The organism is Pseudomonas sp. B611, assembly GCF_055407965.1.
In genome coordinates this window covers 354,722-369,814 of record NZ_JBUZST010000005.1, presented here as the reverse complement: position 1 = coordinate 369,814, position 15,093 = coordinate 354,722, and the positions used below count along the sequence as shown (strand labels likewise).

At 62.3% G+C, this 15,093-nt stretch carries 16 protein-coding genes; 15 read left to right on the top strand and 1 reads right to left on the bottom strand.

Going from position 1 to position 15,093, the window contains the following annotated elements; all coding sequences use genetic code 11:
• The 11 genes from tmk to ACZRMO_RS14370 all read left to right on the top strand — a co-directional run bounded on the left by tmk (position 1) and on the right by ACZRMO_RS14370 (position 10,365).
• The gene (gene tmk / locus ACZRMO_RS14420; RefSeq protein ID WP_463973287.1) at positions 1-633 is read left to right on the top strand and encodes a dTMP kinase; all 633 of its coding nucleotides are present in this window, start codon (positions 1-3) and stop codon (positions 631-633) included.
• Positions 626-1,615 (top strand): DNA polymerase III subunit delta', encoded by a 990-nt coding sequence (locus ACZRMO_RS14415; RefSeq protein ID WP_463973286.1) that lies wholly within the window; start codon positions 626-628, stop codon positions 1,613-1,615. The genes tmk and ACZRMO_RS14415 overlap by 8 nt, the downstream gene beginning before the upstream one ends.
• Positions 1,616-1,678: 63 nt before the next feature.
• Positions 1,679-2,464: a TatD family hydrolase gene (locus tag ACZRMO_RS14410; protein WP_124526711.1), complete on the top strand. Its 786-nt coding sequence runs from the start codon at positions 1,679-1,681 to the stop codon at positions 2,462-2,464.
• 429 nt (positions 2,465-2,893) lie between these two features.
• Entirely contained in the window at positions 2,894-3,547 is a 654-nt protein-coding gene (locus ACZRMO_RS14405; RefSeq protein WP_124526710.1) for a TetR/AcrR family transcriptional regulator, read from the top strand.
• A gap of 115 nt (positions 3,548-3,662) precedes the next feature.
• Positions 3,663-4,631, top strand: coding sequence for a GTP 3',8-cyclase MoaA (locus tag ACZRMO_RS14400; protein ID WP_207046455.1), 969 nt, complete (start codon positions 3,663-3,665; stop codon positions 4,629-4,631).
• A gap of 218 nt (positions 4,632-4,849) precedes the next feature.
• The gene (locus tag ACZRMO_RS14395) at positions 4,850-5,455 is read left to right on the top strand and encodes a DUF4823 domain-containing protein (RefSeq protein ID WP_124526708.1); all 606 of its coding nucleotides are present in this window, start codon (positions 4,850-4,852) and stop codon (positions 5,453-5,455) included.
• A 16-nt stretch (positions 5,456-5,471) separates the two neighbouring features.
• The gene (locus tag ACZRMO_RS14390) at positions 5,472-6,032 is read left to right on the top strand and encodes a DUF1285 domain-containing protein (RefSeq protein ID WP_463973285.1); all 561 of its coding nucleotides are present in this window, start codon (positions 5,472-5,474) and stop codon (positions 6,030-6,032) included.
• 70 nt (positions 6,033-6,102) lie between these two features.
• Positions 6,103-6,816, top strand: a complete 714-nt coding sequence (locus ACZRMO_RS14385) for a GntR family transcriptional regulator (RefSeq protein ID WP_463973284.1) — start codon at positions 6,103-6,105, stop codon at positions 6,814-6,816.
• Positions 6,813-7,814 (top strand): ADP-ribosylglycohydrolase family protein, encoded by a 1,002-nt coding sequence (locus ACZRMO_RS14380; RefSeq protein WP_463973283.1) that lies wholly within the window; start codon positions 6,813-6,815, stop codon positions 7,812-7,814. Before ACZRMO_RS14385 ends, ACZRMO_RS14380 begins: the two co-directional genes overlap by 4 nt.
• A 186-nt stretch (positions 7,815-8,000) precedes the next feature.
• Complete coding sequence (locus ACZRMO_RS14375) at positions 8,001-9,467, top strand: purine-cytosine permease family protein (RefSeq protein ID WP_463973282.1); 1,467 nt, start codon at positions 8,001-8,003, stop codon at positions 9,465-9,467.
• Complete coding sequence (locus ACZRMO_RS14370; protein WP_463973281.1) at positions 9,460-10,365, top strand: PfkB family carbohydrate kinase; 906 nt, start codon at positions 9,460-9,462, stop codon at positions 10,363-10,365. Before ACZRMO_RS14375 ends, ACZRMO_RS14370 begins: the two co-directional genes overlap by 8 nt.
• A gap of 139 nt (positions 10,366-10,504) precedes the next feature.
• Here the strand turns inward: ACZRMO_RS14370 and ACZRMO_RS14365 are convergent, their stop codons facing one another.
• On the bottom strand, positions 10,505-10,825 hold the full coding sequence (locus tag ACZRMO_RS14365) for a hypothetical protein (RefSeq protein WP_463973280.1): 321 nt from the start codon (positions 10,823-10,825) through the stop codon (positions 10,505-10,507).
• A 213-nt stretch (positions 10,826-11,038) separates the two neighbouring features.
• Here ACZRMO_RS14365 and ACZRMO_RS14360 point away from each other — a divergent pair, with 213 nt between their 5' ends.
• The 4 genes from ACZRMO_RS14360 (at position 11,039) to araG (ending at position 15,085) form a co-directional block, all read left to right on the top strand.
• Complete coding sequence (locus tag ACZRMO_RS14360; RefSeq protein ID WP_010208407.1) at positions 11,039-11,518, top strand: GNAT family N-acetyltransferase; 480 nt, start codon at positions 11,039-11,041, stop codon at positions 11,516-11,518.
• Between the two features lie 238 nt (positions 11,519-11,756).
• A complete protein-coding gene (locus tag ACZRMO_RS14355; RefSeq protein WP_463973279.1) occupies positions 11,757-12,578 on the top strand; it encodes an SDR family oxidoreductase in 822 nt (273 codons plus the stop codon).
• Between the two features lie 30 nt (positions 12,579-12,608).
• A complete protein-coding gene (locus tag ACZRMO_RS14350; protein WP_463973278.1) occupies positions 12,609-13,589 on the top strand; it encodes a substrate-binding domain-containing protein in 981 nt (326 codons plus the stop codon).
• Positions 13,586-15,085: an L-arabinose ABC transporter ATP-binding protein AraG gene (araG, locus tag ACZRMO_RS14345; RefSeq protein ID WP_463973277.1), complete on the top strand. Its 1,500-nt coding sequence runs from the start codon at positions 13,586-13,588 to the stop codon at positions 15,083-15,085. The genes ACZRMO_RS14350 and araG overlap by 4 nt, the downstream gene beginning before the upstream one ends.
• Positions 15,086-15,093 lie beyond the last annotated feature (8 nt).

Here is a 15,093-nt window from a genome sequence, read left to right as displayed (position 1 = left end):
GTGACTGGCTTGTTTATTACCCTGGAAGGCCCCGAAGGCGCCGGCAAAAGCACCAACCGCGATTACCTGGCCGAGCGTTTGCGCGCCGATGGCATCGAAGTGGTGTTGACCCGTGAGCCCGGTGGCACGCCCCTGGCCGAGCGCATCCGCGACGTGCTGCTGGCCCCGGGTGACGAGCCGATGAACCCGGACACCGAGCTGCTGCTGGTGTTCGCCGCCCGCGCCCAGCACCTGGCCGAAGTGATCCGCCCAGCCCTGGCACGCGGTGCGGTGGTGATTTGTGACCGTTTCACCGACTCTACCTATGCCTATCAGGGCGGCGGTCGGGGCTTGTCCCTGGAACGCATCGCCACGCTGGAAACCTTCGTGCAAAGCGATCTGCGTCCGGACCTGACCCTGGTGTTCGACCTGCCGGTGGAAGTCGGCCTGGCCCGCGCCAGCGCCCGGGGTCGTCTGGACCGTTTCGAACTGGAAGGCCGCGCCTTCTTCGACGCCGTGCGCAGTGCGTTCCTTGCCCGCGCCAAGGCCGACCCAGCGCGTTATTACCTGTTGGATGCCGCCCAGCCGCTGACCCAGGTGCAACAGGCGATCGATGCCTTGCTGCCGACCCTGCTGGAGCGCGCCCGTGGCTGAAGCCTACCCGTGGCAGGACAGCCTCTGGCAGCAACTGGCGGGCCGTGCCCAGCATGCCCACGCCTATCTGTTGCACGGGCCGATTGGCATCGGCAAACGTGCGCTCGCTGAGCGCCTGATGGCCAGCCTGTTGTGCCAGCGTCCGGTCAACCTGGAAGCCTGTGGCGAGTGCAAGTCCTGCCTCCTGCTCAAGGCGGGCAGCCACCCGGACAATTACCTGCTGGAACCCGAGGAAGCCGACAAGGCGATCAAGGTCGATCAGGTTCGCGACCTCGTCAGCTTCGTGGTGCAGACCGCGCAGATGGGCGGGCGCAAAGTGGTGTTGATCGAGCCGGTGGAGGCGATGAACATCAACGCTGCCAACGCCTTGCTCAAGAGCCTGGAGGAGCCGTCCGGCGATACAGTGTTGTTGCTGGTGAGTCACCAGTCCAGTCGCTTGCTGCCGACTATCCGTAGTCGCTGTGTGCAGCAGGCCTGCCCGTTGCCGAGCGAGTCCATGAGCCTGGAGTGGCTGGCGCAGGCGTTGCCGGAATGCAGCAGCGATGAGCGCGGCGAATTGCTCACCCTGGCCGCCGGTTCGCCGCTGGCCGCAGTGAAATTGCAGGCCCAAGGCGTGCGCGAACAACGCGCGCTGGTGGTGGATGGCGTGAAGAAACTGCTCAAGCAGGAACTGTCCGCCACCCAATTGGCCGAGACGGCCTGGAAGGATATTCCGCTGTTGCTGCTGTTCGACTGGTTCTGCGACTGGTCGAGCCTGATCCTGCGCTACCAGTTGACCCAGGACGAAAACGGCCTGGGCCTGCCGGACATGCGCAAGGTGGTGCAGTACCTCGCGCAGAAAAGCGCCCAGGACAAGGTGCTCAACATTCAGGACTGGATTCTGGCCCAGCGCCAGAAGGTGCTCGGCAAGGCCAACCTCAACCGCGTGCTGTTGCTCGAAGCGCTGCTGGTGCAGTGGGTAGGCCTGCTCGGTCGCCGTTAATTTTCGTGGCCGACGGGTGTATCGTCGGCCAGACACTCTCTGTGATTTAAGTCGTAACTACCTATGCTCGTAGATTCCCATTGCCACCTCGACCGCCTCGACCTTGCCCAGCACGGCGGCTCCCTTGACGCCGCCCTTGAAGCAGCGCGCCAGCGCGGGGTAGGGCACTTCCTGTGTATCGGCGTCAGCGCCGACAACGCCGCCGACGTCAAAGCCCTGGCCGAGCGTTATGCCGATGTGGACTGCTCGGTGGGCATCCACCCGCTGGACCTCAAGCCCGGCGAAGCCCCGGCCCTCGACTGGTTGCTGGGTGAGCTCAACCACCCGCGCGTGGTGGCGATTGGCGAAACCGGCCTGGACTACCACTACGAGCCCGAAGCCGCCGAGTTGCAGCAGGCCTCGTTCCGCCTGCACCTGCAAGCCGCCCAGCAGACCGGCAAACCGGTGATCGTCCACACCCGTGGCGCCCGCGCCGACACCCTGGCCCTGCTGCGCGAAGCTGCGCTGCCCCAGGCCGGCGTGCTGCATTGCTTTACCGAAGATTGGGACATGGCCAAGGCGGCCCTGGACCTGGGTTTCTATATTTCCCTGTCGGGGATTGTTACCTTCCGCAATGCCGACGCCCTGCGTGACGTGGCGCGCCAAGTGCCGGCCGACCGCCTGCTGGTGGAAACCGACTCACCGTACCTGGCGCCCATCCCCCATCGCGGCAAGCCGAACCTGCCCGAGTACGTACGGGATGTGGCGGATTACCTGGCGATGTTGCGCGGTGAGTCCGTTGAGCGCTTTGCCGAACAGACGACCGAGAACTTCAAGCGCCTGTTCCCGTTGGCCCACGTTAAATCGTAGGCAAAAAAAACCCGGGTTCTGGGGGGGGAATCCGGGCTAAGACCATTAGGAGTAAAACAGGGCACACAGTCCGTCGGTACCCCGGGTCAACGCGTCACTTGGGGGAGATGCCGCGCCGACAGTTCAAGTATTGATCAGTATCTGATTCAGTCCAGTCGCGACTGGTCGTTTTTTAAACAGATTTGGAATACGCGCGCTTCGCTTGAGTTCTCATTAAGCGGGTGCACAGGTGCCGTTGTTGCGTGTTATTTCTGACTGCAAGCGAGGAAATCGTTGGCGTGCTGAAACTTAAGTGCGCGGCGGGTTCACATAGGCGTTGCCCAACGACCGTTCAGTCGGGATAATCCCTCGCACCGGGTAAATCGTATTGCCACGTGTTCGTGGCCCTGCGCAACCCTCCCCACAGTCACCTTTGCAGACCTCTTTCTCATGCACAAAGAACCCCGTAAGGTCCGTGAGTTTCGCCGCCGTGAGCAGGAAATTCTCGACACCGCGCTCAAGCTATTCCTCGAACAAGGTGAAGACAGCGTCACCGTCGAGATGATCGCGGATGCCGTGGGTATCGGCAAAGGCACGATCTACAAGCACTTCAAGTCCAAGGCCGAGATCTACCTGCGCCTGATGCTCGACTACGAGCGCGACTTGAACGAGCTGCTGCACTCGGCCGATGTGGACAAGGACAAGGAAGCCCTGTCCCGCGCCTACTTCGAATTCCGCATGCGCGACCCCCAGCGCTACCGCCTGTTCGACCGCCTGGAAGAGAAGGTGGTCAAGGGCCATCAGGTGCCGGAAATGGTCGAGGAACTGCACAAGATCCGCGCCTCGAACTTCGAACGCCTGACCCTGCTGATCAAGGGCCGCATCAGCGAAGGCAAGCTGGAAGACGTGCCGCCGTATTTCCACTACTGCGCCGCCTGGGCGCTGGTGCACGGCGCGGTGGCGCTGTACCACTCGCCGTTCTGGAGCAATGTGCTGGAAGATCAGGAAGGTTTCTTCCAGTTCCTGATGGATATCGGCGTGCGCATGGGCAACAAGCGCAAGCACAGCAGCGAATTGCCACCGGCTGAACCACCGGCTGCGTAAGGATTTGCTGCCAGACGCAGTACCCCAGGAATATACTCAGGCATGGACTCTTGCTAAAAGCTGATTTATCAGTCAGCTTTTAGCGCGCCCGAATCATCCTCTGCCGGAGTGATCCATGATCGTTGATCGTCAAGGCAGGCGTTTTCGCAATTTGCGGATCAGCCTGACCTCAGCCTGCAATTATGCGTGTACCTACTGCGTGCCCAACGGCAAGCGGCTGGTGGCTGCCCAGGACGAACTCTCGGCCGAGGCCATGGCGCGGGGTGTCGAGTATCTGATCGAAGCGGCGGGCATCGACCGCCTGCGCATCACCGGCGGCGAGCCGCTGGTCAGCCCCAAGCTGGAAGCCTTCATGGGCGCAGTGGGCCAGATGGGCCTCAGTGACATCAGCCTGACCACCAACGGCCAACTGCTGGCGCGCAAACTGCCGCTGCTGGTGGATGCCGGCATCAAGCGCATCAACGTCTCCCTCGACACCCTGGACGCCGACGCCTTCCGCAGCATCGCCCGTGGCGGTGACCTCGCCACCGTGCTCGACGGCATGGACCAGGCCCGCGCTGCCGGGATCAAGATCAAGGTCAACATGGTGCCGTTGCGCGGCCAGAACCTGGACCAGGTGATGCCGTTGCTCGACTACTGCCTGGAGCGTGGCTACGAGCTGCGCTTTATCGAATTGATGCGCATGGGCCACCTGGCCAAGGATTCCAATGCGTTTTTGCAGCAATTCGTCAGCTTGCAGCAACTGCTCAGCCTGATTGGCGAGCGCCACGAATACCTGCAAGCCAATGCCCCGGTGGACGCCACCGCCGTGCGTTATGAAATCCCCGGCAAGGGCTATTTTGGCGTGATCGCCAATGAAAGCGTGCCGTTCTGTCGGACCTGTTCGCGCCTGCGCCTGTCGTCTACCGGCTGGCTGCATGGCTGCCTGTCATCCAGCAACCGCCACTACGTCGGCGACCTGCTGGACAAGCCGCGCCATCAGGCATTGCCGGCGTTGCAAGGGCTGCTGATGAAAGCCCTGGGCGACAAGCAGGAAGTGGCCTTCTCGGGCGGTGCGACGATCATGAAGATCATCGGCGGCTGACGCGATGTTCGCCCCCCACATTCCCTTGTGGGAGCGGGCTTGCTCGCGAAAGCGGTGTATCAGTCGGCACATCTGTTTCTGACACACCGCATTCGCGAGCAAGCCCGCTCCCACACAAGCCCGCTCCCACATTTGATTTATGGTGTGCTCAAGTGGCGCAAAACCTGCATCTCATGCCCATTCGCCGGTTTTCCGTCACCGGCTTCTGGAGGATTAGGATGCGTAGTCTGGTTTTGTTGCTGGCGTCATTGACGCTGAGTGGTTGCATGACCGTCAGCGATATGGCCGAAGGCACCCGCTATCAGATGAGCGACGCCGGGTTGCTGGACCACAGCGATACCCGTCGCTCCGCCTCGATCCGCGTGCAGCCGGATTCCTTTATCTTTATCGCCCAGGGCGCCTTCGTGCCGCCCGGCAGCGCCTATCCGCGTCCGAACGTGGTGGCCGAAGAAGCCTTCAACGGCTTTATCGAATATTTCCCCATGGTGCGCCGCGCCCGCCAGCCGGAAGGCCTGGAACAGGCGATGGCCGAAGCCCGTGCCGCCGGCGCCCATTACCTGCTGTACTGCCGTTTCGCCAAGGCGGATGACCGGATCGGCAACGCCGACGAGTGGGCCGACCAGGAAGCCCTCGACCGCGTCGGCCTCGACAGCGGCGTGATCCAGATCATGTTGATCGAGACCAGCACCCAGTATTTGATTGATACTGCACGCATTCGCAGCCGTGGCGGTTTACTGACGTTCCACGACAACAGGCCACAAGACCTGATCGCTCGCCCACTCGCACAGTACGCGCGAAGCTTGCTGGGCATGAGCGATCAATAAACCACAGGAGATGCCCATGACCGATTCCGCCAAGGCCAACGATCTGTTGGCCCAACTGCCCAAGGGCAAGGGACCGGCGCCGGTGCACCTGTGGAACCCGGATTTCTGCGGCCATATCGACATGCGCATCGCCCGCGATGGCACCTGGTACTACCAGGGCACGCCGATCGGGCGTAAGCCGATGGTCAAGCTGTTCTCCAATATCATCCGCCGCGATGGCGATGATTACTTCCTGATCACCCCCGTGGAAAAAGTCGGCATCAGCGTCGAAGATGCGCCGTTCGTTGCGCTGACTCTGGAGGTCGAAGGGCAGGGCGAAAGCCAGGTGCTGCGCTTTACCACCAATGTCGACGAGACGGTCGAAGCCGGCCTGGAGCATCCGTTGCGTGTGGTCATCGACCCGCTCACCGAGGAGCCTTCGCCATATCTGCGGGTACGCACCAACCTCGAAGCCTTGGTGCATCGCAACGTGTTCTACCAATTGGTGGAGCTGGCGGTGAGTCGTCCGATCAACGGTCAGAATTGGCTGGGCGTGTGGAGTGGCGGGGAATTTTTCCCCATTGGCCTGGAACCCTGAGGCCGGTTTTTTCATCTCCCTGAAATAATTCGCTTGCTGCCAACGGCGGCTTTCGGTTATCAATTTGTACATGATTAGACATGTCCGATTTGATAAGAAAAAACGCGTCGTCGACGAACTGATCCGCCGTATCGAAGGTGGGGTAATGGTCGATGGGTTCCTGTTGCCTGGCGAGCACCAACTGGCCGAAGAGTTTTCGGTGAGTCGCGGCACCTTGCGTGAAGCCCTCGCCGAACTCAAACGACGCAACTACATCGCCACCCAAAGCGGCGTCGGCTCCCTCGTCACCTTTGACGGCATGGTGCTCGACCAGCGCAGCGGCTGGGCCCAGGCCCTGGCCGACACGGGTGCGCGGATCAACACCGATATCCTGCGCCTCGAAGCCGTGACCCGGCCTGACTTGCTCAGCCGTTTCGGCAGCGATCAATTCATTGCCCTCGACCGCCTGCGCTACACCACCGATGGCACCGCCGTGTCCCTGGAGCGCTCGCTGATGCCCGCTTCCGGCGGCTTGGAAAGCCTGCCAACAGTCGGCCTGATCGAAAACTCCCTGACCATCACGCTGGCGGCCTACGGCTATGTCGGCGCTGAAGGTGACCAATGGATCGGCGCCGAGCCCCTCAGTGCCGAAGACGCCGAGCTGCTCGGCCGTCCGGCCGGCAGCGTGTTTCTCAAGGCCTCGCGCACCACCTACGACCGTCGCGAGCGCTTTATGGAATACGTCGAAAGCCTGCTCGACCCTCTGCACTTCCGCCTGCACCTGCAATTTGGGAGTTCGAAATGACCCCGCACAACCGCGCCCTCGGCGCGTTCTATGGCCTGGCTTTGGGCGATGCCCTGGGCATGCCGACCCAGTCCTTGAGCCGCGAGCAAGTGCGCGCCCGCTTCGGTGCCATCACCGCTCTGGAAGATGCCGGCGCCGACCAACCTATCGCGCCTGACATGCCCGCCGGTTCCATCACCGATGACACCGAGCAGGCGATCCTGGTGGGCGAGTTGCTGGTAGAAGGCCAAGGCCGCATCGAACCCACCGTGCTTGCCCAGCGCCTGATCGACTGGGAGGCGGTGATGCGCGCCAAGGGCTCCCAGGATTTGCTCGGCCCCTCGACCAAACGCGCGATCGACATGATCCTCGCCGGCCACACGCCGGAAGAGTCCGGGCGTTATGGCACCACCAATGGCGCGGCGATGCGTATCACGCCCGTCGGTATTGCCGCCGATGTCAGCGACCCCGCGCACTTTATCCAGGCCGTGATCCAGGCGTGCCAGGTCACCCATAACACCAACCTGGGCATCTCCAGCGCCGCCGCCGTGGCGGCCGTGGTCTCGGCCGGCATCAACGGCGTGGACCTGGGCGAAGCACTGAACATCGGCACCCAGATTGCCCAGCAGGCCGAGCACCATGGCCACTGGATCGCCGGCGGGCGTATCTCCACCCGCATCAGTTGGGCGCGCACCTTGAGTGTCGGCAGCGGCGACAAAGCATTGTTTGCCGATTTGCTCTACGAGTTGATCGGCACCTCCGTCGCGTCCCAGGAGTCGGTGGTGGTGTCGTTTGCCCTGGCCCAACAAGTGGCGGTGGGCGAGATGAATGCCTTCGAAGCCCTGTGCCTGGCCGCCAGCCTTGGCGGCGACACCGACACCATCGCTGCGATGCTCGGCGCCATGCTCGGTGCCTGCCTGGGCATGCAGTGCTGGCCGCAGGAGATGGTGGAGCAGGTCAAGCGGGTGAATGGTTTGGACTTGCAGCCGCTGGTCGAAGGGCTGCTCACATTGCGCTGACTGGCGCAGATCAAAAAATGTGGGAGCGGGCTTGCTCGCGAAAGCGGTGCGTCAGTCAGCACATTTGTTTCTGATACACCGCATTCGCGAGCAAGCCCGCTCCCACAGTTGATCGAGTTGGGCCAGGAAGACTGAATAGAATATCTGCCACAACCACAACAATATCGGCACCCGGAGTATCCCTTCATGAGCAACACCTCTTCCGGCCAAAGCGCCGGGCAATTGGAAACACGCGGCATCGAGCCGGTCCCGGAAGGCGAGTGCAACGGCCATCCGTTGCAACTGTTCTGGGTCTGGTTCGCGGCCAATATCAGCATCCTCGGTTTGCCCTTGGGCGCGACGCTGGTGGCGTTTCGTGGCCTGGCCATCTGGCAGACGATCATCGTCGCGATCCTTGGCGCGGCCGGTTCGTTTGCCGTGGTGGGCATCATCTCTATCGCCGGCCGGCGTGGGCGTGCGCCGAGCCTGACGCTGTCCCGGGCGATCTTCGGCGTGCGCGGCAATATCGGCCCGACGCTGGTCTCGCTGATGTCGCGCCTGGGTTGGGAAACCGTCAACACCACCACGGCCGCCTTCGTGCTGCTGTCGTTGTGTTCGATCCTGTTTGGTTCGCCCGTCGCGGCGAAAAGCGCACCCCTGCTGACCCTGCTGTTTATCGCCATCTTTGTGCTGTTGACCCTGGCAGTGTCCGGCCTGGGCCATGCCACCTTGCTGGTGATTCAGAAGTGGGCGACCTACGTGTTCGGCGCCCTGAACATCCTGGTCGGCGGCTTTCTCTGCGCCACCATCGACTGGAGCGCCGTGTTCAATGCGACCCCGGCGCCGCTGAGCGCGATGATCATCGGCGTCGGCACCATGGCGGCTGGCACCGGGATTGGCTGGGCCAACGCCGGTGCCGACATGTCGCGTTACCAGCACCGCAGCGTCAAGGCCGTGCGCCTGGTGGCGTCGGCGGCGTTTGGCGCGGGCATTCCGTTGGTGTTGCTGATCACCCTCGGCGGTCTGCTGTCGGTGGGCAATAATGACCTGGCCTCGGCCACCGACCCGATCATCGCGATCCGCGACATGCTGCCGACCTGGATGGCCGTGCCGTACCTGATCACGGCCTTCGGCGGGTTGCTGCTGTCCAACAACCTCTCGGTGTACTCGGCGGGCCTCACCACCTTGACCCTCGGTTTGAAGGTCAAGCGCGTGCACGCGGTGATCGTCGATATCGTCGCGATCTTTGCCGGTTCCATCTACTTCATGCTGATCGCCGACAGCTTCTATGGCCCATTCATCACCTTTATCTCGCTGCTGGCGGTGCCGATTACCGCGTGGGTCGGGATCTTCGTGGTCGACCTGATCCACCGTCACTACTACAGCCCCAAGGACTTGCTGGACGTCAGCCCCAGCAGCGCCTACTGGTATCGCGGCGGTGTGGAATGGCGTGCGTTCGGCGCGTGGGCGGTGGCGATTGTGTTGGGCTTCAGCTTCACCACCATTGGTACCACCGCCGAAAATATCTGGTTCGCCGGGCCGCTGTCTGACTCCTGGTTGGGCCACAACGGCCTGGGTTGGATCGTGACTTTCCTGGTGGCCGGTGGGATTTATGCGGTACTGGGCGGCGCGGCTGATCGTCGCCCGGCGTTAGTTGAGAGCCACCATGTCTAGATTGCTGCATACCGGCCAGGTCATCGTCGACCTGGTCATGGCCCTGGATTCCCTGCCCGTCAGCGGCGGCGATGTGCTGGCGCGGTCTGCCGGTTTTGAAGCCGGCGGCGGTTTCAACGTGATGGCCGCCGCCAAGCGCAATGGCTTGCCGGTGGTGTACCTCGGGCGCCACGGCAATGGCCGTTTTGGCGACCTGGCGCGCGCGGCGATGCAGGCCGAAGGGGTGGAGATGGCCCTGGCGGCCAGCATCGATAAAGATACGGGCTTGTGTGTGTCGCTGACCGAGGCGAGCACCGAGCGCACGTTCATTTCCCACCTCGGCGCCGAGGGCGAGTTGAGCGCCGAGGATTTGGCCGGCGTGGTGCCGCGTACGGACGACTATGTCTACGTCAGCGGCTACAGCCTGTTGCTGGACGGCAAGGCGCAGGCGTTGCTCGATTGGTTGCTGGCGCTGCCGCGTGAGATCCGCGTGGTGTTCGACCCGGGCCCGCTGGTCAGGGCGCCGGATTCGCCGTTGATGGTCGCGTTGCTGCCGCGTATCGACATCTGGACCAGCAACGGCCCGGAAGCCTTGGCATTTACCGGTGCGGATTCGCTGGCGCAAGCCTTGGGCGAACTGCAACGCCATCTGCCCGAGGGCGCATTACGCGTGGTTCGGGATGGGCCGAACGGGTGCTGGGTGAACGAGCAACACGTGCCGGGCTTCAAGGTGAAGGCCGTGGACAGCAACGGTGCAGGGGACGCCCATGCGGGTGTGTTTATCGCTGGCTTGGCGAGTGGTTTGACACCCGCCCAAGCCGCACGCCGAGCGAATGCCGCAGCGGCCTTGGCCGTGACACGCTGGGGCCCGGCCACATCCCCCGGCACTGCCGAAGTAGACGCGCTTCTCACTGAATAAACCCAATCAAAAACTGTGGGAGCGGGCTTGCTCGCGAAGGCGGTGTATCAGTCAATTAATGTGTGGCTGACACACCGCATTCGCGAGCAAGCCCGCTCCCACAAAAGCCCGCCACAGTCTGGTTTTGTGTGCGACGAACCTACTCTGCTGGCTGCTTCGGCGCACCCGGCAGGTTGTCGTCCTTGTTCACCTTCGGCTCATTCACCGCCGGCCCCATCTTGCCATTGCCCACGGCGGCGGGCGCCTGGCGCTGGGTGTCCTGGCCTTTGGTGTGCGGGTCGGCACTGTTGCTGTTGTCGACGGCGCCGCCGTTGATCTCCATGCCGGTGCCCATGGATTTCTGGGTCTCGCTGGTAGACGGATTGGTCGGGCCGGTGGACGACGTGGCCGCAAAGCCACTCAGGGAAACCGCAGACAGCAGGCCGGTGAGGGCGAGGGCAGCAAACTGGGAATGCTTCATGGGGGTGTCTCCTTGGGATTATTGTCCTTACCCTCTATTGGTCCGCCCCCATCGGCTGTTGGTGCCTGGCTGGCGACGAACGGCGCCTGGGACGTGGTGCCCGCGGGTGCCAGCGTTACCAGGCGACGGAGTAACGCTGCCCATGAAAATGCACTGCAATCAGTCATCAAACCCCCTTAGTATGTGTGCTTTGCAATTGCCCAAGGCTCGCCCATGACCATCGAGATTCGCCCCGCCGTGCCCAGCGATGCTGCGCAGATCCTGACTTTCATCACCGAACTGGCCGAGTACGAGAAGGCCCGGCACGAAGTGATCGCCAGCGTGGTGGACATCGAGCGCAGCCTGTTCAGCGAGGGCGCCACCGCCCATGGCCTGATCTGTTTGCGCGACGGCTTGCCGATTGGTTTCGCGGTGTTCTTTTTCAGCTACTCCACGTGGCTGGGCAGCAACTGCCTGTACCTCGAAGACCTCTACATCAACCCGGAACAACGCGGCGGCGGGGCAGGCAAGAAGTTGCTGCGCCACCTGGCCAAGATCGCCTTTGACAACGGTTGCGGGCGGTTCGAGTGGAGCGTGCTGGACTGGAACGAACCGGCGATTGCCTTCTACAAATCCATCGGCGCGCAGCCGCAGGAAGAGTGGGTGCGTTATCGCATGGAAGGTGATGCGCTGCGGGATTTTGCGCTGGGTTGAAAATACCCTCCCGAAAGCACTGAAGATCAAAATGTGGGAGCGGGCTTGCTCGCGAATGCGGTGTGTCAGCCACACATTAGTTGGCTGACACACCGCATTCGCGAGCAAGCCCGCTCCCACATTTTTTTGCGCTTTGTTCATAATGTGGGATGCAAATTTATATATTGAGATGTTTCAGAAGATCGGTTTATAGTCGCCTGCATCAGCACTCACTACCAAAAATAAAACAGGTGAAGCGATGCAGGCACAACCGTTGTCACTCCCCGCCGTGCCCGAGCCAACCTATGGCGAGCGGCTCAAAGACAAGGTGGTGATCATCACCGGCGCCGCCCAAGGCATTGGCGAGGCCATCGTCGCGTGCTTCCAGGCCCAGCAGGCGCGCCTGGTCATCGCCGATATCCAGGCCGAAAAGGTCGAGCAAGTCGCCGCCCACTGGCGCGAACGCGGCGCTGAAATCTACGCGCAACCCGTCGATATCACCTCAAACGAGCAATGGCAGTCGCTGGTCAACCTGGCCATCGCACGCTTCGGTCGCGTCGACGTGCTGGTCAACTGCGCCGGGGTCAACGTGTTCCGCGACCCGCTGCAAATGAGCGACGAAGACTGGCGTCGCTGCTTCGCCATCGACCTCGACGGCGCCTGGTTCGGCTGCCGCGCGGTGTTGCCGCACATGATCGCGCAAGGCATCGGCAACATCATCAATATCGCCTCCACCCATTCCAGCCACATCATTCCCGGCTGCTTTCCCTATCCCGTGGCCAAGCATGGCCTGCTCGGCCTGACCCGTGCGCTGGGCATCGAATACGCGCCCAAGGGCATCCGCGTGAATGCCATCGCGCCGGGCTATATCGAGACCCAACTCAACGTCGATTACTGGAACGGCTTTGCCGACCCCCACGCCGAGCGCCAGCGCGCCTTCGACCTGCACCCGCCCAAGCGCATCGGCCAACCGGTCGAGGTGGCGATGACCGCGCTGTTTTTGGCCTCCGACGAGGCGCCCTTTATCAATGCCACCTGCCTGATGATCGATGGCGGGCGGTCTGTGATGTACCACGACTAACACTTTTCCAATAACAAGAAGAGGTGGTTCATGTTGAAGAAGACACTCGGCACCCTGGCCCTTGCGATGGCCTTCAGCGGTGTGGCATTCGCCGAAGAAGTGAAGATCGGCTTCCTCGTCAAGCAGGCCGAAGAGCCGTGGTTCCAGACCGAATGGGCCTTCGCCGAAAAAGCCGGCAAGGAACACGGTTTCACGGTGATCAAGATCGCCGTGCCCGATGGCGAGAAGACCCTGTCTGCCATCGACAGCCTCGCCGCCAACGGCGCCAAGGGCTTTGTGATCTGCCCACCGGACGTGTCCCTCGGCCCGGCCATTGTCGCCAAGGCCAAGGCAAACGGCCTGAAAGTGATGGCGGTGGATGATCGCTTCGTCGATGCCAAGGGCAACTTCATGGAAGACGTGCCGTACCTCGGTATGGCGGCGTTTGAAGTGGGCCAGAAGCAAGGCGCGGCCATGGCCGCCGAAGCGAAAAAACGCGGCTGGGACTGGAAAGACACCTACGCCGTGATCAACACCTACAACGAACTCGACACCGGTAAAAAACGCACCGACGGTTCGATCAAATCCCTCGAAGACGCCGGCATTTCCAAGGACCACATCCTCACCGCCGCGCTGAAAACCCTCGATGTGCCCGGCAGCATGGACGCCACCAACTCGGCGTTGGTCAAACTGCCCAGCGCTGCGAAAAACCTGATCATCGGCGGCATGAACGACAACACCGTGCTCGGCGGCGTGCGCGCCACCGAAAGCGCCGGCTTCAAGGCGGCCAATGTGATCGGCATCGGCATCAATGGCACCGACGCCATCGGTGAATTGAAGAAAGCCGACAGCGGCTTCTTCGGCTCCATGCTGCCGAGCCCGCACATCGAGGGCTACAACACCGCGCTGGCGATGTACGAGTGGGTCACCACCGGCAAGGAGCCTGCGAAGTACACGGCGATGGACGAAGTGACCCTGATCACCCGCGCCAACTTCCAGGAAGAACTGACCAAGATCGGGCTGTGGAAATGACCGGCGCGGCCCTGCGCTTCAACGGCATCGGCAAGGAGTTTCCCGGGGTCAAGGCCCTGGCGCAGATCAGCTTTGAAGCGCGGCCGCATCAGGTGCATGCGCTGATGGGCGAGAACGGCGCGGGCAAGTCGACGCTGCTGAAGATTCTAGGCGGCGCCTACATTCCCAGCAGCGGCACGCTGCACATCGGCGAGCAGACGATGGCCTTCAAAAACGCCGCCGACAGCATCGCCAGCGGCGTGGCGGTGATTCACCAGGAGCTGCACCTGGTGCCGGAAATGACCGTGGCCGAGAACCTGTTCCTCGGGCATTTGCCGTCGCGGTTTGGTGTGGTGAATCGTCGGCGACTGCGCGAGCAGGCGCTGGCGTGTCTCAAGGGGCTGGCGGATGAAATCGATCCGGCGGAGAAATTGGGGCGCCTGTCCCTGGGCCAACGCCAACTGGTGGAAATCGCCAAGGCGCTGTCCCGTGGCGCCCATGTGATTGCTTTTGATGAGCCCACCAGCAGCCTCTCCGCGCGGGAGATCGACCGCTTGATGGCGATCATCACGCGCCTGCGCGATGAGGGCAAAGTGGTGCTCTACGTATCCCACCGCATGGAGGAAGTGTTCCGCATCTGCAACGCGGTGACGGTGTTCAAGGACGGCCGCTTTGTACGCACCTTCGACGACATGAGCGCCCTGAGCCATGACCAGTTGGTGACCTGCATGGTCGGCCGCGATATCCAGGACATCTACGATTATCGCCCGCGCGAGCATGGCGAGGTGGCGCTCAAGGCCAAGGATTTAATCGGCCCCGGCTTGCGCGAGCCGATCAGTTTCCAGGTACACAAGGGCGAGATCCTTGGCCTGTTCGGGTTGGTGGGGGCAGGGCGCACCGAGCTGTTCCGCTTGTTGAGCGGTTTGACCCGCAGCACCGCCGGAAGCCTGGAACTCTGTGGCAAAAAACTGCACCTGCATTCACCGCGCGATGCCATCGGCGCCGGGGTGTTGTTGTGCCCCGAAGACCGTAAAAAGGAAGGCATCATCCCGCTGTCCAGCGTTGCCGAGAACATCAATATCAGTGCCCGTGGCGCCCATTCCGCGTTCGGTTGGCTGCTGCGTGAAGGCTGGGAAAAGGGCAACGCAGAGCATCAAATCAAGGCGATGAAAGTCAAGACGCCGAATGCCGAGCAGAAAATCATGTACCTCTCGGGCGGCAACCAGCAGAAGGCCATTCTCGGCCGCTGGCTGTCGATGCCGATGAAAGTCCTGCTGCTGGATGAACCCACGCGCGGTATCGATATCGGCGCCAAGTCGGAGATTTACCAGATCATCCATAACCTCGCAGCTCAAGGTATTGCGGTGATCGTGGTGTCCAGCGACCTGATGGAAGTGATGGGCATCAGCGACCGCATCCTGGTGATGAGCGAAGGTGCCCTGACCGGTGAATTGAACCGCGACCAGGCGGATGAAGCACGGCTGTTGCAACTGGCTCTCCCGCGTTCGCGGGCTTGAAGAATTCG